Raw genomic sequence first — 20,212 nt, forward strand, 5'->3', positions numbered from 1 at the left:
GGAAATGGAGGGCGTCTTGAAACGCACAAGCAGCCTTGGCTTCAGCCTTTGCACCAGCCTTACCCTGAGCGCCGCGCTGCTTGCCGGCTGCGCCGCACCCGACAACGGCGGCCGCTACGGCCCGCGCAACGAAGGCAGCAGCAGCGACGGCAGCGCCGCGCAGAACGCCGCCGCGGGCGCGGCCATCGGTGCCGTAGCTGGCTGCGCGCTGGCCGCCATGGCCGGCAAGAAGTGCGCGCAGGGTGCGGCCATCGGCGCGGCCATGGGGGCCGCTATCGGCTGGACCACCTATTCCGAGAAGGTCGCCAACGCGCAGACCGTCAACAACGAAGCGCGGCGCGAAGGGCTGGCCGTGCCTGCCAACGAAATCCGGCTCAAGCAGTACGAGGTGTATTCCACCGCCAGCGTGGCGCGCGCCGGCGGCGAGCCGGTGCAGGTGGTCGGCAATATCAAGCTGTACGGCCAGTCGCAGCGGGTGCCGGAAGTGGTGCAGAGCATGACGCTGCTCAAGGCCAACGGCGAGAAGGCGTCCGACAAACCGCAGATCGCGCGGGTGGAGCGCATTGACGGTGCGGGCCATTACCGCGCGGTGGGTGTCTACAAGATCCCGCGCGGCATGGAGCAGGGCCAGTACACGGTGCAAAGCGTGCTGCTGCTGGACGGCCGCGAAGTGGCGCGCCGCACCGCCATGTTCCAGGTGGCCCAGTCCAGCGTCCCCGCGCTGGCACAGCGCTAGCGCCGCCGCCGCTGGCCGCAGCAGCAGGCGCCGCCGTCGTCACAGTTCGTCCAGCCTGCCGCGCACAGCCGCCGCCTGCGCGCGCAGCGCTTGCAGGGCAGCCGGCTCCATCTTGCGCAGCTGCGGATACACCATGCCGATGCGGGGATTGCTGGCCAGCCTGGCCTCATTGCGGGCAAAAAAATCCCAGTACAGCGCGTTGAACGGGCAGGCCGTATCGCCGATACGCGCCTTCCTGTCATACCGGCAGCCCTTGCAGTAATCGCTCATGCGGTCGATGTAGGCGGCGCTGGACACGTAAGGCTTGGTGGCCAGCAGCCCGCCGTCGGCGAACTGGCTCATGCCCAGCGTGTTCGGCATTTCCACCCACTCGAACGCATCGATATACACGCCCAGATACCACTCGTGCACCTGCTGCGGATCCAGCCCCGCCAGCAAGGCGAAATTCCCGATCACCATCAGCCGGTGGATATGGTGCGCATGCGCGTGCTGCAAAGAGTCGCCGATGGCCCCGGCCAGGCAGCGCATGCCGGTGCGACCGTCCCAGAACCATTGCGGCAAGGGGAGCTTGTGTCCGAACACATTGTTCTGCGCATAGGCCGGCATGCGGCTCCAGTACACGCCGCGCACATATTCGCGCCAGCCCAGCACCTGCCGGATATACCCCTCGGCCGACGCCAGCGGCACCCGCCCGTCGCGCCACGCCTGCTCAACCGCGCCCACCACTTCGCGCGGATTGAGCATCTTGGTGTTGAGCGCAAACGACAGCAGCGAATGGAACAGCCGCCACGCGCGGCTGCTCATCGCATCCTGGAATTCGCCGAAGTGCGGCAGCGCATGCGCCACAAAGCCGTCCAGCTGCAGCAAGGCTTCCTGCCGGTTCAGCGGCCACCTGAATTGCGCGGCGTTCGGCTCGCCGAAGCTGCGCGCCCCGGACGCCTCAATCTCGCGCCACAGCGCCGAGTGGTCATGGCAGGGGCGGGCGTCCATCGGCTCCGCAGGCTTGCCGGGCCAGGCCTTGCGGTTGTCGTGGTCGTAGTTCCACTTGCCGCCTTCGGGCTTGCCCGCCGCATCCATCAGCACGCCGTGCCTGGCCCGCATGGCACGGTAAAAGTGCTCCATGAGCCATTGCTTGCGGCCTTCGAACAGCTGTTCCGCCTCGTCATGCCGGCTATAGAAATGCTCGCTGTCCACCATGCGGCTGGGGATGGGCAGGTTGCGCGCATAGCGCGCCAGCTGCTCGTCCAGGCGCCACTCATCCGGCATCTGGTATTCGAATTCACCCGCACCGAACTGCTCGATGGCGTCGTCCAGGTTGGCCGGCAGCGACTGGCGGTTGGCGGCGTCGCCGATCTTCAGATAGTGGACGCGGTGGCCCTGCGCGCGCAAGTGGCGCGCCAGCTCGCGCATGCCGGCGAAAATGGCAATGATCTTTTGCGCGTGGTGCAGCACGTAGTCGGTTTCCTGCCGCACCTCCATCATCACGTAGACGACGTCGTCGTGCCGGTGCCGGAACCAGCTGTGTTCCGGGTTGAGCTGGTCGCCCAGGATGAGGCGCAGGGTGGAGGTCTGGTGCATACCCGGACTGTAGGCGCGCGGCCCCGCCGCGTCCAGCCGCCGCCTGCGCGGCGGCGGTTCAAACCCGGGTCAGCGCAGCTTCAAATAGACCAGCATGGTGCGGGGCGTCCACAGGCGGCCCGCCCCGAGTAGCAGCAGTGCCGTCACGGCAGCCAGAAGCAGCAGATAGGCGAAGTCCGCCTTCATGCCGCCCAGCGGCTGCTCGGCTGCGCCGGTAAAGACTGCCCACGCGAAGGCGGCCATCCACGCCGCTGCGGCAAACCATCCAGCGTATGGCTGCGGCATGCCCTTGATGACCACAGCTGCGGCAATCACCAGCGGAATCTCGGCCAGGATAATGCTGTGGCGCCAGGCCGCGTGCATGGCGGCGTCGGACGAACTGAAGCCCAGCAGTATGTCCATCACGGGCAGCAGCGCGAACATACACAACACCACCGGTCCGGCGACGTGCAGCGTGCTGGTGAAAATACTCATCGCAATGTCGCGCTGCCGCATGCCGCCCGGCGCCAGGAAGCTGCGCCAGTGCAGGTCGCGCACCGCGAGCAGGTGGTAGGCCTGGTAGACCAGCGCGGCCATGCCCAGCAGGTGATTGACTGTCAGCGCGTCGCCGGTGCCGGTGCTGTTCATCATGCGGAGGACGGAGGTGAACGAGGCGCCGCCGGCCAGGCTGTGCCAGTCGAGTTTGCGGTCGCCCGCTATCGCCACGCCGCGCTTCAGCAGCGAATAACGCCGCATTCTTGCCAGCCAGCTGAGCATGCGCGCGTTGGCATCCTCGTTGCCGGGGGCTGCCAGCGTGGGTTGCCCGCGCCAATGCAGCAGCAAGCCTCCCGCCAGCGCCGGCCAGCAAAGCGCGGCCAGCGCCAGAGGCAGCACCGGCCCCGCGCCGGGCAGCTCCGTAAATGCCGTGTCCAGCATGAGCGGGCCGCCCAGTACCAGCAGCAGGGCGGCCGCGAAAGCCGCAGCCGGGTGGCAGACCTTGCGCAGGCGCGGCAGCAGGTCCGACTGGCACAGCGCATACAGCATGCCCATGCAGGCTGCGAGCGACACCAGTGCCGCCGCGCCCAGCCAGTTCGGCTTCGGCGCAGGACGCAGTGCCAGTTGCACCATCAGCGCTGCAGCCAGCACCAGCCAGGTCAGGGATGTGTCGCGCAGGCAGCCGCGCAGGAAGGGCGTCCAAGCGGCCGCCGGCGCGCGCAGGTTTTCCAGCGTCTTGCGCGCCTTGACCAGGTTGCCCGCCCTGCCTGCGGCATGCAGGAACATGCCCACACTGGCGAAGGTGGCCAGCAGCATGGTGCCGACACGGCGTCCATGCTGATCCGTCTGGGTGGCGATCAACATGAAAAGCACGGTCAGGCCAACAAGGCCAGTCAGGCCAAGCAGGTGCATGGCGGGTCGTTTTGAGATGGACGGCGTCAAGCGAATACTCCTTGGGGGCGCATGTTGCGCAGCAGTTTTTCGGGCGTCCAGCGGCGGTTGGCCAGCCAGGTGCAGGCGGCCGTGCCAGCCGCCAGGAACAGCGCGTAGCCGGGACCAATGCTCCAGCGCAGGGTGTCGTAGCCGGCGTACAGCGCGCCGATGCCGGCCGCCACGGCGGCGCCTACCAGCAGTGCCAGCGCGAGTGGCGGCAGCGTGCGCAGCAGCACGGCGGCGCTGGTGGCAAACACCAGTTCCAGCGGCAGGATGGCGACATTGAGCACGCTGGCCAGCGCCTCGGCCGGCGCGGTGCCGAGGCCGATCCGCGCCGCCAGGTAGACGACGGCGACCAGCAGCATGGCGGCCATCTGGAACGTCAGCGTGGACAGCAGGATGTGCGTGCCGATGCGCTTGCGCTGCAAGCCGCCGGGCAGCAGCAGGCCGCGCCAGTGCAGGTCGCGCACGGCCAGCTTGCCGGCGGTCAGCACGCAGATGAAGAGCAGGCCGAGGGCGCGCAGCGGCGTGGCCGAGCTGTTCCAGTGTACCGTGAGCGTTTGCAGCAGGATGACGTAGAACAGGATCTCGCCGTTCATCAGCATCGCCAGTTTGTGCACCAGGCTGGGCACTTGCGGCGTGTCCTCCACTTGCGCCTGCGGCTGCCATTGCAGCACCGTGTAGCGCTGCATGAAAGCGGTGGCGCGGTTGACGCGCTTGCGCACCGGTGCCGCCGCGCCGTAGGCAGGCGGCCTGGCGCCGTGGCGCCGCCATGCACTCCAGGCCAGCGCGGGCCACGCCAGGCTGAAGGCCAGCAGCAGCGCGGCTGGCAGCGCGGCGAACCAATCCAGGAAGGCGCCGGGGCCTTTGCCCAGCGCGAACACGAGGATGACAGCGAATACCGCCGGCTTGGCTGCGCGCCGCCAGACGGGCGGCGCCAGGCCCGCTTGCGCCATGGCGCGCAGCGCCGCAAAGCACAGCAGCAGCGACAGCAGCGCCGGTCCGGCCAGCCAGAAGGTGCTGGAGGCGGGCATGGCCAGCTGCACGGCGGCGCCGACGCTGACCGCCGCCCAGTAGCGTGTGACCGTGGCCAGCCAGGCACGCAGCCAGGCGCGCCACAGCGCATCGGGCGCGCGTTGCGCGCCGAGCACGCGCACCGCGTCGTGCAGCCCATGCGCGTGGTAGTGGGCCAGCAGCACCAGGAACACGCAGGCGGCGCCCAGCATGACCTTGATGGCGGTATCGGCGCCTTTGCCGGGGCTGCCCGACACCATCAGCAGGCTGACCCAATACACGCCCAGGCAGGCCAGCATGACTTTGGCGGCGGTCGCGGTCATCGGGGGCACGACGGGGAGGGACGCGGTTTTCATGTGTTCAGTTCCATGAACAGTTCATCGAGCGTCAGCGCGCGTCCGGCGGCTGCCAGTTGCGGTGCGCGGCGGCTGTCGATCAGCACCCGGCCGCTGGCGGCGCCGCGCCACACGGTGGCCTCTGCGGGCGGCGCGCTGCCTGGCGGTGCCAGGCGGTAGTGCTCCAGCATGGCGTCCCAGCTGTCGAAGGCCTGCAGGCGGCCGTCCCGGATGAACGCCACGTGGGACACCACGCGTTCCAGGTCGCTCAGGATGTGGCTGGAGATCAGGATGGTCCGTTCGCGCTGCTGGTCGCCGCTGAAAATGGCGCGCATGAACTCGCGCCGGGTGAGCGGGTCCAGGCTGGACACCGGTTCGTCGAACAGCAGCACGTCGGGGTCGTGCGCCAGGGCCAGCACCACGGCCAGCTTTTGCTGGTCGCCGCCGGACAGCTTGCTCACGTTGGTGGACAGCGGCAGGTCCAGCCGCAGCGCCAGCGCCAGGCAGCGTTCCTCGTTCCAGCGCGGATAGGCGCGGCCTATGGTCTGCAGGTGCTCCAGCACCGACATCCAGCCGAACAGGTCCGGCGTCTGCGCCACGTAGCCCAGGCGCTCGCGCACCGCGTCGCTCAGGTCCAGCGACGGGCAGCCCAGCAGCGCGCTGCTGCCCGCATCGGGCGACACCAGGCCCGCCAGGCATTGCAGCAGCGTGGACTTGCCGGCGCCGTTGCGGCCCACCAGGCCCACCACGGCGCCGGCGGGGATGTCGAGGGAAATATCGTGCAGCACGTCGCGTTGCTTGCGGCGCAGCGTGAGGCCGCTGGCGCGGATGACGGAGTCAGTCATGGTCTTCCTTTGCGGAGGGGTCGTTGAGGCACTGTTCGAAAAGGGTGAGCGCGTCGGCCGGCTGCATGCCGAGCTGGCGCGCCATCTGCACCGCCGCCTGCAGCGCGGGCAGCAGCATGGCGGCCTTATCCTGCGGCGTGGAGGCGGGCTGCGCGTCGGCGATCACCATGCCGAGGCCGCGCCGGCGTGCCAGCAGGCCTTCCGCCTCCAGCATGCTGTAGGCCTTGCTGACGGTCATGGGGTTGATTGCGTGGTGCTGCGCCACCGCCCGCACCGACGGCAGTTCGCCGCCCGGCTTGAGCTGCCCGCTGGCCACCAGCCGGCGCACCTGTTCCACGATCTGGCGGTAGATCGGGACGGGGGAGGTGGGGGCGATATCGAAGTTCATGCGAATTAGTGTATCACTACATTAATACACTCCGCAAAGAAAAAAACCGGTCCAGGCTGGATCGGCACGAGCGCGGGGTCAGCGCGGCTGCGGGGTGCACGCGCCGGACAGCGTGCCGCTGGACAGCGCCCTCACGCTCTCCACTCGTGTCTGCAAGTCACAGCGGCGCCATGGTGATCGGCACGCCGGACAGCACGGCGTTGCCGGACAGGGGATCGCGCAGGTTCTCATCCAGCAGCACGTTCAGGTTCACGCCGGGCCGTTCGGCCGCCACGCCCAGCTGCGTGCCGGGCAGGTCGTGGCCCCAGCCGTGCGGCAGGCTCACCACGCCCGGCATCATCTCGCTGCTCACCTCCACCTGCACCGCGATCTGGCGCGCGCCGTTGCGCACCGTGGCCTGGCCGCCGTCCACCAGCTGCAGGCGGACCGCGTCGTCCGGGTGCACCAGCGCCGTGCAGCGGTAGGCGCCCTTGGCCAGCACCGGCAGGTTGTGCATCCAGCTGTTGTTCGAGCGCAGCTGGCGGCGGCCGATGATCACCAGGTCCGCCGCCGGCGAGGCCAGGTCGGCCGCCACGCGCGCCAGGTCGTCCAGCAGCATGGATGGCGCCAGCTCGATCTGCCCGGACGGCGTGCGCAGCGCTTCCGGGATGCGCTGCGTCATTGGGCCGAGGTCGATGCCGGACGGCGCAGCCTGGATTTTCGCCAGGCTCAGGCCGCCCGGAGCGCGGCCGAACTGGTCGCCGTAGGGGCCGCTGCGCAAAGCCAGGTCCAGCAGGCGCTGCACGCCGCGCTGCGGGGCCAGCATGGCCAGCACCGTGTCCGCCAGCGGGCCGACGGACTTCTCCAGGTCGTCGCGCAGCAGCGCGTCGTCCAGCGCGTCGATGTCGGCTTGCGCGCCCAAGCCTTTGACAATGGCGGCCAGGCGCAGCAGGGTTTCCCATTCGTCCGGCTGGCCGCCGCTGCGCGCCAGCACCGGCGGGCTGTAGCGCGCGTGGTTGCGGTGCGAGAACTGGGTGAAGGTCACGTCGTAATGCGCGTCCTCCAGCGGCGACACGCCGGGCAGGATCACGTCCGCGTGGCGCGAGGTCTCGTTCAGGTAGATGTCCATGCTCAGCATGAATTCCAGCTGCTCCAGCGCGGCCGCCAGGCGCGGGCCGTTGGGCGCCGACAGCACCGGGTTGCCGGCGATGGCGATCAGGGCCTTCACCTGGCCCGGGCCGGGCGTGTCGATCTCCTCGGCCAGGCAGGTGATGGGCAGCTCGCCGGCCACCTCCGGCGCGCCCGACACGCGGCTGCGGTAGCGCCCGCTGACCACGCCGCGTCCGGTGCCCGGCTTGCCGCGCGTGTTGGCGGCGAAGGCGGGCGCCTTGGGAAACATCATGCCGCCTTCCTGGTCCAGGTGGCCGGTGAGGATGTTGACCACGTCGATCAGCCACGAGGCCAGGGTGCCGTACTGCTGGGTGCAGGTGCCGATGCGGCCGTACACCGCCGCGCGCTCGGTGGTGGCCAGGGTGCGTGCCAGTTCGCGCATGACGGGCGCGCCGATGCCGCAGCGCGCCGCCACCGCCTCCGGCGCGTAGGCGCCCACGGCGGACTGCAGCGCATCCAGGCCGGCCACGTCGCCGGCCAGGTGGCCCAGCTTGACCAGGTTCTCGTCGAACAGCGCGTGCACCAGGCCGAGCAGGAAGAACACATCGGCGCCGGGCCGGATGAAGTGGTGCTCGTCGGCCGCGGCGGCGGTCTCGGTGCGGCGCGGGTCCACCACCACGATGCGCCCGCCGCGCGCGCGCAGCGCTTTGGCCTTGCCGCGGAAGTCCGGCACGGTCCACAGGCTGCCGTTCGACACCATGGGATTGGCGCCCAAGATCAGCATGAACTGGCTGCGTTCGATGTCCGGCACCGGCACCGATAGCCAGCTGCCGTACATCAGCCCCGAGGACAGCATTTTCGGCACCTGGTCCACGCTGGACGCCGAATACATGTTGCGAGTAGACAACGCTTTCGCCAGTTTCGGGAAGTAGAGCATCAAGCTCATTTTGTGCGACACCGGGTTGCCCAGTACAGTGGCTACGGCATGGGCGCCGTCGCGTTCGATGATGGGCAGCAGGCGGCGCTCGATTTCGGCATAGGCTTCTTCCCAGCTGGCCGGAACAAAGACGCCGTTGCGCTTGATGAGCGGTGTGCGCAGGCGGTCGCCGTCCTCGTGCAGCTCCTTCAGGCCCACCGCTTTCGGGCACAGGAAGCCGGCACTGAAGACGTCCGCCTCGTCGCCCCGCACGCGCAGCACTTGGTCTTGCTTGAGTTCCAACTCCAGGCCGCAGCTGGCCTCGCAGAAGGGGCAGATACGGCGGACGACGGTGGCTGACTGTGCGGCTGGCTGGTCCATGACGGCTTCCTTAAAAAAGTGAACGCTCGTGCTATTGTCAGGATTTGTTACATTGATGTCAATCGTGTTTTACTTGCCCAGGTGTATGCTGGGTTCGTTAGGAGAACAATCATGAAACCAAGGAACTTATTCTACGCCGCGCTGGCAGTGGCCATCGTGGTCGCCAGTCTCAGCGGATGCCAAAAGCAGCCCGAGGCGCCGGCCGTGGGCCCGGCCGAGCAGGCCGGCCGCAAGCTCGACCAGGTGACGCAGCAAGCCGGCGCCGAGCTGACGCAGGCCGCGCGCGAGACCAACCAGCAGCTCAGCGAAGCGGCCAGGAAGACCAGCGAAAAGCTGAACGAAGCCACCGAGGAAGCCGGCCGCAAGATTGAAAAAGCCGGCGAAAAAATCCAGGAATCCGCTCGCGAAGCGCGCGACAAATAAGCCCCGAAAATGGGGTCAGGGTTAATTTTCCAGGAAAGATTTCCTCGAAAATTAACCCTGACCCCATTTTGGGGTTCGGCGTTTCGTCGCGGTTAGTGTTTGATGGCGGGTTTCAGGGGGACGACGTTGCTGTGCTCGCCCGGCGGGGGCGGGATTTCGGGGGCGCCGCCCAGCACCACGCTGAGCTCGACGAAGCCGGCGCGCCAGGCCCGTTCGAGGTCTTGCTCGATGGCTTCCATCGAGGTCTGGTGGAAGCGCTCGAAGCCGCGCACGCCGTAGGCGCGGTTGCGGCCGTGCGCCTTGGCCAGGTATAGCGCCATGTCGACCAGGTTGACCGCGCGCTCCCACGGCAGCGGCGTTTCCGCCGGCACCAGCGGAAAGGGCGCGAAGCCCACCGACACGTTGACGTTGAAGCGGTGGTTCTGGTATTCGATCTGCTGCGACGAGATGCTCACCAGGATGCGCCGCGCGATCTCTTCCACGCCGCTGCGCGGTATCGCCGGCAGGAAGGCAAGGAATTCTTCGCCGCCCCAGCGCACGATCATGTCGGTCTCGCGCAGCGCTTCGCGCAGGGTGGCGGCAATCATCTTGAGCACCACGTCGCCGGCCGCGTGGCCGTGCGTGTCGTTGACATGCTTGAAGTGGTCCACGTCCAGCAGGAACAGGGCGCCGACGATGTCTTCGCCGGCCGGGCCGCGATTGTCCACCTGGTTGTGGGTGCGCATGAATTCCTGGAAGTGGCGCCGGTTGTAGAGCGAGGTCAGCGGGTCGAGCGAGCTTTGCGCCTTCAGTTCCAGGTTCTTGACTTCCAGCTGCGCGTTGGCGTGCCGCACCTTGCGGTACAGCAGGCCGACTATCGCCGAGGCCAGCGCGAACACCACCGCCAGCAGCCACCAGATGCGCTGCTGCAGGCGCCGGTTGTCCAGCTCGGTGCTCTTGACCTGGTTCTCGCGGCTGAGCAGCTCGATCTGGCGCTGCTTCTTTTCGGTCTCGTACTTTTCCTGCATGTCGTAGACCGCCTTCTGCCGCTCCTGCTCGAACAGCGCTTCCGAGATGGTGCGCTCGCGGTGGTAGGCCTGCACGGCGCCGCGCAGGTCGCCGGCGCGTTCGAGCGCCTGGCCGTATTCCTTCAGGATCACTTGCAGCTCGGGCTGGTCGCCGGTCTTTTCGTAGTACAGCAGGCCGGCGTCGAAGTGCTTCTTGCCTTCGGCCAGGTGGCCCAGCCCCAGGTGCGCCTGGCCGAGATTGACCAGCGCGGTGGCGCGCGTGGCGGCGTCGCGCGTTTCCGCCGAGGCCGCCAGCGCCTCGGTGGCGTAGCGCAGCGCGCTGGAAAAGTCCTGCTCCTTCAGGTAGCTGTCCGACAGGTTGACCAGGGTGTTGGCGACCAGCGTCTTGGCGCCCATCTTGCGCGCCACTTCCAGGCCGGCCCGCAGCGCCGCCAGCGCGCGCTTGGGCTGGTGCGAATCGATCGCCAGGCCGTACTCGGTGCCCTTGGCGGTGGCCAGCCGGCCCGGCGAGTTGAGCTTTTCGGCCACCCGCACCGACTCGTCCAGCACGCCCCAGCCCTTGTCGTATTCCTTCATCTGCGTGTAGAGCAGGGCCAGCGCGTTGAGCGCCTGCGCCAGTGGCACCAGGTCGTCCAGCTGGCGGCCCAGGTCGACGGCGATCTGCAGCTTGCCCAGCGCGGCGGGGAAATTGCCCTGTTCGGCGTAGGACTGGCCGGAGGTGATGGTGGCCTGCACCCGCAGCGCCAGGTCGGCGGTGCCGTTGGCCAGTTGTTCGGCCTCGAAGGCCAGCTGGTGCGACGCCTTGCGCTCGGCCATGGCCGACAGGGTGTACGCCTTGGTGAGCAGGCCCTTGGCCAGGATGGCCTGGCTGTTCTGGGCGCGGCCGAAGGCGATCAGCTCTTCCGACAGCAGCAGCGCTGTTTCCAGCTGGCCCAGCGAGCGCCAGGCCGAACTGAGCTGGGCCAGGAATTCAGCCTTGGTGGGGGCGGGCGCGGCGCGCGCGGCCGGTTCCATCTTTTGCAGCTGCACCAGGGCCTTGTCGGGCACGTAGCGCACCTGGTCGCGGATCTCGGCGATGCTGGCGTCCATGGGCGACTGGCCCCAGGCCAGCACGGGCGCAAGGACGCAGGTTGACGCCAGCAAGCGTATGCCGCGCAGTATCGACTTATCCTTGAAGCCAGCCAACGTGATGTCCTTGTTTATGCACCGTAAGATGTCTGGACAATTATATTCTTGTTGCAGGCGAGAAATCGGCCCCTGCGGGCAGATTTTCGCCAAAAATGCACAGTTCGCCTGATTTGTTATCGCAATGCCAATGCGGCCGGCCCACCCTGCCGCAGATGGAAGATGCTGACCGCGCGCGACAGCGCCTGGGCCTGCTCTTGCAGGCTCTCCGCCGCCGCTGCCGCCTGCTCCACCAGCGCCGCGTTCTGCTGCGTGATGGCGTCCATGTCCGTGACCGCCTGGTTCACTTCGGCAATGCCGGTGCTTTGCTCCTGGCTGGCGCTGGTGATTTCGCCCAGGATGGCGGCCACCTGGCGCACCGAGTCCACGATCTGCTCCATGGTCTGGCCGGCCTCGTCCACCAGGCGGCTGCCGGCGTCCACCCGTTTCACGGAGTCCCCGATCAGGTCGCGGATTTCGCGCGAGGCGGCGGCGCTGCGCTGCGCCAGGTTGCGCACTTCCGAGGCCACCACGGCGAAGCCGCGGCCCTGCTCGCCGGCGCGCGCCGCTTCCACCGCCGCGTTCAGCGCCAGGATGTTGGTCTGGAAGGCAATGCCGTCGATGGTGCCGATGATGTCGGCAATGCGGCCCGAGCTTTCCTTGATGGCGCCCATGGTGCTGACCACCTGCGCCACCACCGCGCCGCCCTTGCCCGCCACTTCGGAGGCGGTGCCGGCCAGCCGGTTGGCCTGGCTGGCGCTGTTGGCGTTCTGCTGCACCGTGGCGGTCAGGGTTTCCATCGAGCTGGCGGTTTCTTCCAGCGAGCTGGCCTGCGATTCGGTGCGCGCCGACAGGTCAGCATTGCCCAGGGCGATCTCGTTGGTGGCCGTGGTCATCTGCTCGGCGCTGCCGCGGATCTCGCCTATCATGCGCGCCAGGCTGTTGTTGATGGCGGCGATGGCCTGCATCAGCGTGCCGATCTCGTCCTGGTGGCGCAGCGGGATCTCGGCGCTCAGGTCGCCTGCGGCAATGCGTTCGGCGGCGGTGATGGCCGTACCGAGGTCGCGCTTGAGCTGGCTGTAGATAAAGCGCAGCCCGGCCACCGGCACCACCACCGACAGCAGCACCAGCACCACGGCGATGGTGAAGGCGGTGCGCACGGCCTGTTCGGCGTCGTGCACGGCGGCGCCGGTGCGGGTGTCGAGCTGGATCAGGAATTCGTTGACCGGCTGCATGATGCGCGCCTTGTTCTGGTGATAAGCCTGGTCGTGCATCAGCTTGCGGGCCTGGTCCAGGTCCGGCTCGCCCTTGCGCGTGAACTTGCCGCTGCCGTCGTCGAACAGGCCCTTGACCGCGTTCATGGCGGCCACTTCGGTGCGCACCAGCGCGTCCGAATTGTCCTGCGCCGCCTTCAGGCTGGCGAATTCCTTGTCGCTGAAGCCGGCCTGCTTCATCAGCTCCTGCAGCGGCACGCTCTGGCCGCTGGCCGGCGGCACCGGCATGCCGCCGGCCACGAAGTCCCAGTAGATGCGCTCGTAGTGTTCGGGACGCGGCTTCTTGCCGTTGCGGATGTCGAGGATGTCGTTGTATTGCTGTTCATAGCGCGCGTCGCCGGTGACCACGTAGGTGCGGGCCAGGCGCGTCAGGTCGTCCGAGCTTTGGCGCAACTCGTCGGCCAGCATGTAGGAACGATAACGGGCCTGGTGGGCCTCGGTGGCGGCGGCCTCGCGCTCGCTCACCCGCAGCATGGCCCACAGCGTCATGGCGGCCAGCAGCAGGGTGACGGCCAGCAGGGAAATGAAACCTTGTTTGATTGACAGATGGGGCGTCATGGCAGAACTCCTCGGGCGAATGAACCGAGTATCTGCCATGCCCGCGCGAAAGGAACTTGTCCTTTGGTGCTATGCGGCCAGTTGCTGCAACAGGTAGAGGCGCTGGTACAGGCCGCCTTCGATCCGCATCAGCTCGTCGTGCGCGCCTGCTTCTGCAATGCGGCCGTGGTTCAGCACCACGATGCGGTCGGCGTCGCGGATGGTGGACAGCCGGTGCGCGATGGCGATGATGGTGACGCGTCCGCGCAACTCATCCAGGGCGGTCTGCACGATCTGCTCGGTCTGGCTGTCGATGCGCGAGGTGGCTTCGTCCAGCAGCAGGATGCGCGGCTTGCCGGCCAGCGCGCGGGCGATGGCGATCAGCTGCTTCTGGCCGCTGGACAGGCGCGAGCCGCCTTCGCCCAGGCCGGTGGCGTAGCCGTGCTCCAGCGCCGCGATGAAGCCGTGCGCGTGGGCGGCGCGCGCGGCCGCTTCGATGTCGGCGTCGGACAGGCCGCGTCCCATGTCGATGTTGTCGCGCGCCGAAGCGGCCAGCAGGAAGGGGTCTTGCGGCACCAGGCCCACTTCCCCGCGGAAGCGCGCGTTGGGTATGCCCGCCAGCGCCTCGCCAAGGATGGCGATGTCGCCATGCTTGACCGGGTAGTAACGCAGCATCAGCGACAGCAGGGTGGACTTGCCGCTGCCGGTGTGGCCGACAATGCCGAAGAAGCCGCCCTGCGGGATGTCCAGCGACAGGTCGTGCAGCACGGTCTGGTCTTCGTTGTAGGCGAAGCTCAGGTGGCGGATCGCCACCGCCGGCACGTCCGGCGGTACCTCGGGGCGCAGCGTTGCAGCGCCGGCATCGGCACCGGGATCGGCAGCGGCCGCGTGTTCATCCGCCACCGGCTCGTCCAGCAGCGCCGACACGCGCGCGGTGGCCACCACCGACTGCTGCAGCTGGCTGAACTGCATGGTGATCTGGATCAGCGGTTCGATCACGCGCGCGATGTAGCTGATGAAGGCGTACAGCACGCCCACCTCGGCCGCGCTCATTTCGCGCTGGCCGAAGGCGAAGATGACGGCGCCCAGCAGGATCACGTTGAGCATGTCCAGCGCGGGCCGCAGCAGCCAGGCGTTGGCGCGGATCTCGGCCAGGCGCTGGGTGTAGTGCTCGGCGTTGGTCTTGCCGAAGCGGGCGGCGAAGCGCGCTTCCGCGTTGTTCGCCTGCAGCACCGGCATGCCGCCGATGGACTCGGCCATCTGTCCGTTGATCTCGCTGCGCAGCTGGCGCGCGCGCGTGACGGCCGGCGCGCTCCAGCGCTGGTACAGCCACACGATGCCCAGCACCGCCGGCAGCAGCGCCAGCACGATCAGCATCAACCGCCAGTCCAGCCAGGCCATGGCGATCATGGTCCCCACCAGGACGATGGAGCTGTCGAGCATGACGAACAGCACCTGCACGTACAGCGTCTTGACGGCCTCGGTGTCGTTGGTCACGCGCGACACCAGCTGGCCGATGATGGCGCGGTCGAAGAAGGCCATGGGCAGGCGCAGCACGTGGCCGTAGACCTGCTCGCGCAGGCGCTGCACCGAGCGCATGGCCAGGCCGGACAGGCGCACCAGCTGCAGGTAGCGCAGGCCGCTGGCGACCCAGCCGGTAAGCACCACGGCCGCCAGCAGCATGGCCATGCGCGGCCAGTCCAGCACGCGCGGCAGCAGGTGTTCGTCGATCAGCGCCTTGCCCGCGATCGGGCCCAGTACTTCGAGGAAGGCGGCAGCGACCAGCCACAGCAGGGCCCAGCCCAGGTGGTGGCGGTCCGGCAGCGCGGCGCGGTGCAGCAGCCCGAGGGCCTGGACCGCCTGCTTGCTGGCGGAAGTTTCGTCCGGTTTAGAGAGCATCGAGGCTGGCCTCCAGTTGTTGATAGCGCCACTGGCTGGCATACCAGCCGTCCTGCGCCAGCAGCTGCTCGTGGGTGCCGGTTTCGCTGATGCGGCCGTCGCGCAGCACCACGATCAGGTCGGCGTTGACCACTGCGCTCAGGCGGTGGCTGGCAATGATGGCGCTGCGTTCGGCGCCGCTCTGGTGGCCGGCCCGGCGCAGTTCCTCCAGGTGTTCCAGGATGCGCGTTTCGGTGCCGGTGTCCACCGCCGACAGCGCGTCGTCCAGCAGCAGCAGGGAATTGTTGGCCAGCAGCGCGCGCGCGATGGCCACGCGCTGGCGCTGGCCGCCCGACAGCGTGATGCCTTTCTCGCCCACTTCGGTTTCATAGCCCTGCGGGAAAAGCAGGATGTCGTCGTGGATGGCGGCCAGGTCGGCGGCGTGCTGCACGTCGGCGCGGCTGGCGTGCTCGCGCGCCAGCGCAATGTTCTCGGCAATGGTGGCCGAGAACAGGAAGGATTCCTGCGGCACCCAGCTGATGGCGCCGCGCAGCGCGCGCAGGGTGTACTGGTCCAGCGCGTGCGCGCCCCAGCGCACCGTGCCGTGCTGCGGCGTGAGCTGGCGCAGCAGCACTCGCAGCAGGGTCGATTTGCCGCTGCCGGTGGGGCCCACCAGGCCCAGGGTCTGGCCCGGTTTCAGGCGCAGCGAGATATCCTTGAGCGCCGGCTCGGCGCCGGCGGCCTGCCCGGGGTAGGTGTAGCTCACCCGCTCCAGCACCAGCTCGCCCGGCGGCAGCTGCGCGATCTTGCCGTGGTCGTCCACCGCCAGCGGCGCGTCCAGCATGGGCAGCAGGCGGGCGTAGGCGGCGCGGCCGCGCTCGATCAGCGACAGCACCCAGCCGGCCGCGAACATGGGCCAGATCAGCTGGCCGAGGTACATGCTGAAGGCGGTCAGCGCGCCGATGGTCAGCTCGCCCTGCCAGACCAGGTAGCCGCCCAGGCCCAGGGTCAGTCCGGTGGCGGCGGTCAAGGTCAGGCCCACCGCCGGTTCATAGGCCGCTTCCCACACCTGCGCGGTGAGGCTGGCCTTGGCGGCGTGGCCGGCCAGTTCGCCGAACTGCGCGCTGCTGCGCTGTTCCAGGCCCAGCGCGCGCAAGGTGCGCACGCCGGACAGGGTTTCCTGCACGTGGCCGTTCAGCGCGGAAAAGCGCTTGAGCGAATCGGTGGAGGCGGTGTGGATGTGGCTGGAAATGCGCCAGAACGCCAGCGCCATCAGCGGGAAGGGCAGCAGGGCGATGCAGGCCAGGCGCCAGTCCACGCCTAGCAGCATGATACCGAGCACCATCACCAGCGTCAGCGTGCCGTCGAAACCGGCCAGCATGGCTTCGCCGGCCGCCATCTCGATGGCGTCGATGTCGTTGGTGGCCAGGGCCATCAGGTCGCCGGTGCGCTGCTTCTGGTAAAAGGCCGGGCCCTGCAGCGACAGGCGCGCGTAGAAGCGCGTGCGCAGCTGCACGCCGAGCTGGTAGGCAGCCGCGAACAGGCGCAGGCGCCAGCCCACGCGCAGGAAATAGATGGCCGCGCCGATCAGCAGCAGCTCGCCGATCTGCAGCAGCAGGCCGGTGCCGGACAGGGTGTGGGCAGCCAGGCCGTCTATCATCGCGCCGATGCGGCGCGGGACCAGGATGCTCAGGAAAGCCACGCCTGCCAGCATGGCGCCGGCGGCGAGATAAGCCGGCCAGTGCTGGCGCACAAAGCCGGCGATCAGCCTCGATAAACTCATTGAAATGTCCTTGCAGCGTCAAGCCCGCTAGGATACCTCAGTGAGGTCCGCCCTGCAGGGCGGCCGCGTTTACAAGGCTTACTTCGTCGGCTTACTTCTTCACTGCCTTCAGCGAAACGGCATCGCCGGGGGCGGCCGGCTTGGCGGCGTTGGTCTTGGGCTTGGCCGACTTGGCTGCCGGCGCTTCTTCCTGGGCAGGGGCCACGGCTTCCGCCACGGCTTCGGCCACGGCTTTCTGGGCCGGCGGCGCTACCACGGTGGCTGGCGCGGCCGGCTCGGCTTCTGCTGCGATGGGCGCAGCCGCCGCCGCCGGCGGCACGGCAGCGGCCGGCGCCTTGGCCGCAGGTGCGGCGGCGGGGGCTGCGGGCGCGGCAGCGGGGGCTGCAACCGGGGCATTGACCGGGGCATTGACCGAGGCGCTGAACGGTGCCGCCGCAGGCGCTGCAGGCGCAGCGCCCACCAGGGACAGCGGCTTGGCGGCGGCTGCCGCGCCGGCTTCGGTAGCGTCCTTGATCTGTTCCTTCACTACCTCCAGCAAGCCCGCCTGGGTCTTGCTGGCGATGCTGACCAGTTCGCGGCCATAAGCCAGCAGGCTGTCGAAATTCGGGGCTTGCACGGGATTCAGCTTGAAGAACTCGCCAGGATCCCTGGCCTCCAGCAACTGCCTGGCGGCGGCGGACGACTTCTCCACCGAGGCCTTGGTGGCGCTGACATTGAGGGCGATGATTTGCTGTACGCCGTCGAAGGCGGTGGCGGCGAACTCGTTGGCGATGCTGAGCTGCTTGTTCAACTGCTTGTCCAGCTGGGACTTGGCATTGGCGGTGGCGGCGGAAAACTGTTCGGTGAACGAAAACATGACTTCTCCTGGGAACGTTTATATTGCGCTGCAATAAAATCCATTCTAGCGGCGATTGCCGGCGAAGAAAAGTTATTTTTTTCGCTAGCTCAGCAGCTTGCAACACGATATTGACGCGGTGCAACATTGCGATAGTATTTGCGCCCTGGCGCAGGCTCTGCCTACAATCGGCCATCGCAGCCTAGGGGGACAGCATGGAAGCCACGACGGACATCGTGATACGCAACGCCAGCCTGCCGGACGGCCGGCGCGGCATGGACCTGGCCATCGCGGACGGCAGGATCGCGGCGGTGGACGCGGCGCTGCCGCTGCGCGGCGCGCAGGAAATCGATGCCGGCGGCGACCTGGTGTCGCCGCCCTTCGTGGATGCCCACTTCCACATGGACGCCACGCTCAGCTACGGCCTGCCGCGCGTGAACCAGTCCGGCACGCTGCTCGAAGGCATCGCGCTGTGGGGCGAACTCAAGCCGCAGCTGACCCAGGAAGCGCTGGTCGAGCGCGCCATGCGCTACTGCGACTGGGCGGTGGCGCGCGGCCTGCTGGCCATCCGCACCCACGTGGACGTGTGCGACGACCGCCTGCTGGCGGTGGAAGCGCTGCTGGAAGTGCAGCGCCGCGTGGCGCCCTACCTGGACATGCAGCTGGTGGCCTTCCCGCAGGACGGCCTGCTGCGCAGCCCCACCGCGCTGGCCAACCTGAAGCGCGCCATCGGCATGGGGGTGGACGTGGTGGGCGGCATCCCGCACTTCGAACGCACCATGGCGGACGGCGCCGAATCCGTGCGCATCCTGTGCGAATTCGCCGCCGAGCAGGGCTTGCGGGTGGACATGCACTGCGACGAGTCGGACGACCCGCTGTCGCGCCACATCGAAACGCTGGCCTGCCACAGCCACCGCCTCGGCCTGCACGGCCGCGTGGCCGGCTCGCACCTGACCTCCATGCATTCGATGGACAACTACTACGTGAGCAAGCTGCTGCCGCTGATGAAGGAAGCGGGCGTGGCGGCCATCGCCAATCCCCTCATCAACATCACCCTGCAGGGCCGCCACGACAGCTACCCCAAGCGGCGCGGCATGACCCGCGTGCCCGAGCTGATCGCCGCCGGCATCGACGTCGCCTTCGGCCACGACTGCGTGATGGACCCCTGGTACAGCCTGGGCTCGGGCGACATGCTGGAAGTGGCCCACATGGGCCTGCACGTGGCGCAGATGACGGGGCAGGACGCCATGCGCGCCTGCTACGCGGCCGTCACGGAAGCGCCCGCGCGCATCCTCGGCCTGGAAGGCTACGGCCTGGCGCCCGGCTGCCACGCCGACCTGGTGCTGCTGGACGCGGCCAGCCCGGTGGAAGCGATCCGCCTGCGCGCCGCGCGCCGCCTGGTCATGCGGCGCGGGAAAATCGTCAGTGAGTCGCCGCGCGCGGTTGCCAGGCTGAGCCTGCCGGGCCGTCCGGAGCTGGCCGATTTCCGATTGTAATGATTGCGCCGCCGGCGAAAATACATGACAATCATGCATCAAAATTGTGAGCCGGGGGCGTTTTGAAAGAGATAGACATCCGTCCGATTGCGGACAGCGATTTCGATGCCGTGTGGGGCATCTTTCAGCAAATCCTCGCCGCCGGCGACAAATACCCGTTCGACGACGCCAGCCGCGAAGCCTGCCGCAACTACTGGTACGGCGCCGGCGCGAAGACCTGGGTGGCGGTGCTGAACGGCGGGCGGCTGCTCGGCATGTACCGCCTGCTGCCCAACCAGGCCGACCGCGGCGCGCACGTGGCCAGCGCCTCCTACATGGTGAGCCCGGCCGCGCAAGGCATCGGCGTGGGCAAGCTGCTGGGCCGCCACAGCCTGGAACAGGCGCGCCTGGACGGCTACCTGGCCATGCAGTTCAACTACGTGGTCAGCACCAATGTGGCTGCCGTGGTGCTGTGGAAGCAGCTCGGCTTTACCATCGTCGGCACCCTGCCCAAGGCCTACCGCCACCAGCAACTCGGCTACGTGGACGTGTACGTGATGTACCGCCTGCTGGACGACCCGAACAACTGGCCGCTGTGAGGCCGCGCTGAACCCATGCTGATACTGGAAACCGAACGCCTGCAGCTGCGCACCGTCAGCCCCGACGATGCCGCCTTCTACCTGGAACTGGTCAACGAACCCGCCTGGATACGCTACATCGGCGACCGCGGCATCCGCACGCTGGACGCGGCCCGCGGCGCCATCCTGGACGGCCCGGTGGCCATGTACGAGCGGCTGGGCTATTCGCTGTACGTGGTGCAGCGCTGCAGCGACGGCGCGGCAATCGGCATGTGCGGCCTGATCAAGCGCGACGTGCTGCCCGCTACCGACATCGGCTACGCCATGTCGCCGCGCTACTGGGGCCAGGGCTATGCCTACGAGGCGGCCGCCGCCGTGGTGGCGCACGCGCGCGGCACGCTGGAGCTGCCCGGCCTGATGGCCATCACCTCGCCCGATAACGACGCCTCCATCCAGCTGCTGGGCAAGCTGGGCATGCGGTTTGTCGAGCGCACCCGCCTGGACGGCTGGGAAACGGACAGCAACGTCTACCGGCTGGATTTCCGCCACGCCTGAGGTATTTCTTCTTG

The 20,212-nt window shown here is 68.2% G+C and carries 16 protein-coding genes; 5 read left to right on the top strand and 11 right to left on the bottom strand.

Annotation, left to right across the window (positions count from 1 at the left end; translation table 11 throughout):
• Positions 1-16 precede the first annotated feature (16 nt).
• Positions 17-736 (top strand): hypothetical protein, encoded by a 720-nt coding sequence (locus tag ASC94_RS09270; RefSeq protein WP_056393604.1) that lies wholly within the window; start codon positions 17-19, stop codon positions 734-736.
• Positions 737-775: 39 nt separating this feature from the next.
• On the opposite strand, the gene ASC94_RS09275 is transcribed toward ASC94_RS09270, so the two are convergent.
• The 6 genes from ASC94_RS09275 to ASC94_RS09300 form a co-directional block, all read right to left on the bottom strand.
• Positions 776-2,314 carry a cryptochrome/photolyase family protein gene (locus tag ASC94_RS09275; RefSeq protein WP_056393606.1) on the bottom strand — a complete coding sequence of 513 codons (1,539 nt, stop codon included), beginning with the start codon at positions 2,312-2,314 and terminating at the stop codon, positions 776-778.
• A gap of 69 nt (positions 2,315-2,383) precedes the next feature.
• On the bottom strand, positions 2,384-3,652 hold the full coding sequence (locus ASC94_RS09280; RefSeq protein WP_157201364.1) for a hypothetical protein: 1,269 nt from the start codon (positions 3,650-3,652) through the stop codon (positions 2,384-2,386).
• 74 nt (positions 3,653-3,726) lie between these two features.
• Positions 3,727-5,091, bottom strand: a complete 1,365-nt coding sequence (locus ASC94_RS09285) for a hypothetical protein (protein WP_157201365.1) — start codon at positions 5,089-5,091, stop codon at positions 3,727-3,729.
• Positions 5,088-5,915 (bottom strand): ABC transporter ATP-binding protein, encoded by an 828-nt coding sequence (locus ASC94_RS09290; protein WP_056393613.1) that lies wholly within the window; start codon positions 5,913-5,915, stop codon positions 5,088-5,090. Before ASC94_RS09290 ends, ASC94_RS09285 begins: the two co-directional genes overlap by 4 nt.
• A complete protein-coding gene (locus ASC94_RS09295; protein WP_056393615.1) occupies positions 5,908-6,303 on the bottom strand; it encodes a GntR family transcriptional regulator in 396 nt (131 codons plus the stop codon). The genes ASC94_RS09290 and ASC94_RS09295 overlap by 8 nt, the downstream gene beginning before the upstream one ends.
• A 157-nt stretch (positions 6,304-6,460) precedes the next feature.
• Positions 6,461-8,689, bottom strand: a complete 2,229-nt coding sequence (locus tag ASC94_RS09300) for a molybdopterin-dependent oxidoreductase (protein WP_056393617.1) — start codon at positions 8,687-8,689, stop codon at positions 6,461-6,463.
• 111 nt (positions 8,690-8,800) lie between these two features.
• Here ASC94_RS09300 and ASC94_RS09305 point away from each other — a divergent pair, with 111 nt between their 5' ends.
• A complete protein-coding gene (locus tag ASC94_RS09305) occupies positions 8,801-9,112 on the top strand; it encodes a hypothetical protein (RefSeq protein ID WP_056393618.1) in 312 nt (103 codons plus the stop codon).
• 92 nt (positions 9,113-9,204) lie between these two features.
• On the opposite strand, the gene ASC94_RS09310 is transcribed toward ASC94_RS09305, so the two are convergent.
• From ASC94_RS09310 to ASC94_RS09330, 5 genes are all read right to left on the bottom strand, one after another.
• Entirely contained in the window at positions 9,205-11,304 is a 2,100-nt protein-coding gene (locus ASC94_RS09310) for a tetratricopeptide repeat-containing diguanylate cyclase (RefSeq protein ID WP_056393620.1), read from the bottom strand.
• Between the two features lie 116 nt (positions 11,305-11,420).
• Positions 11,421-13,115 carry a methyl-accepting chemotaxis protein gene (locus ASC94_RS09315; protein ID WP_056393622.1) on the bottom strand — a complete coding sequence of 565 codons (1,695 nt, stop codon included), beginning with the start codon at positions 13,113-13,115 and terminating at the stop codon, positions 11,421-11,423.
• 69 nt (positions 13,116-13,184) lie between these two features.
• Positions 13,185-14,993 carry an ABC transporter ATP-binding protein gene (locus ASC94_RS09320; RefSeq protein ID WP_056393624.1) on the bottom strand — a complete coding sequence of 603 codons (1,809 nt, stop codon included), beginning with the start codon at positions 14,991-14,993 and terminating at the stop codon, positions 13,185-13,187.
• Positions 14,983-16,755: an ABC transporter ATP-binding protein gene (locus ASC94_RS09325; protein WP_056393626.1), complete on the bottom strand. Its 1,773-nt coding sequence runs from the start codon at positions 16,753-16,755 to the stop codon at positions 14,983-14,985. Before ASC94_RS09325 ends, ASC94_RS09320 begins: the two co-directional genes overlap by 11 nt.
• A 91-nt stretch (positions 16,756-16,846) precedes the next feature.
• Complete coding sequence (locus ASC94_RS09330) at positions 16,847-17,611, bottom strand: phasin family protein (protein WP_056393628.1); 765 nt, start codon at positions 17,609-17,611, stop codon at positions 16,847-16,849.
• A gap of 194 nt (positions 17,612-17,805) precedes the next feature.
• Here ASC94_RS09330 and ASC94_RS09335 point away from each other — a divergent pair, with 194 nt between their 5' ends.
• The 3 genes from ASC94_RS09335 to ASC94_RS09345 all read left to right on the top strand — a co-directional run bounded on the left by ASC94_RS09335 (position 17,806) and on the right by ASC94_RS09345 (position 20,198).
• The gene (locus ASC94_RS09335) at positions 17,806-19,086 is read left to right on the top strand and encodes an amidohydrolase family protein (protein WP_056393630.1); all 1,281 of its coding nucleotides are present in this window, start codon (positions 17,806-17,808) and stop codon (positions 19,084-19,086) included.
• Between the two features lie 62 nt (positions 19,087-19,148).
• Positions 19,149-19,664 (top strand): GNAT family N-acetyltransferase, encoded by a 516-nt coding sequence (locus tag ASC94_RS09340; protein WP_056393632.1) that lies wholly within the window; start codon positions 19,149-19,151, stop codon positions 19,662-19,664.
• A gap of 15 nt (positions 19,665-19,679) precedes the next feature.
• The gene (locus ASC94_RS09345) at positions 19,680-20,198 is read left to right on the top strand and encodes a GNAT family N-acetyltransferase (protein ID WP_056393634.1); all 519 of its coding nucleotides are present in this window, start codon (positions 19,680-19,682) and stop codon (positions 20,196-20,198) included.
• The last annotated feature ends 14 nt before the right edge of the window (positions 20,199-20,212 follow it).

It is taken from the genome of Massilia sp. Root418, assembly GCF_001425265.1.
In the GTDB taxonomy this organism is placed as follows: Bacteria; Pseudomonadota; Gammaproteobacteria; order Burkholderiales; family Burkholderiaceae_D; genus Rugamonas.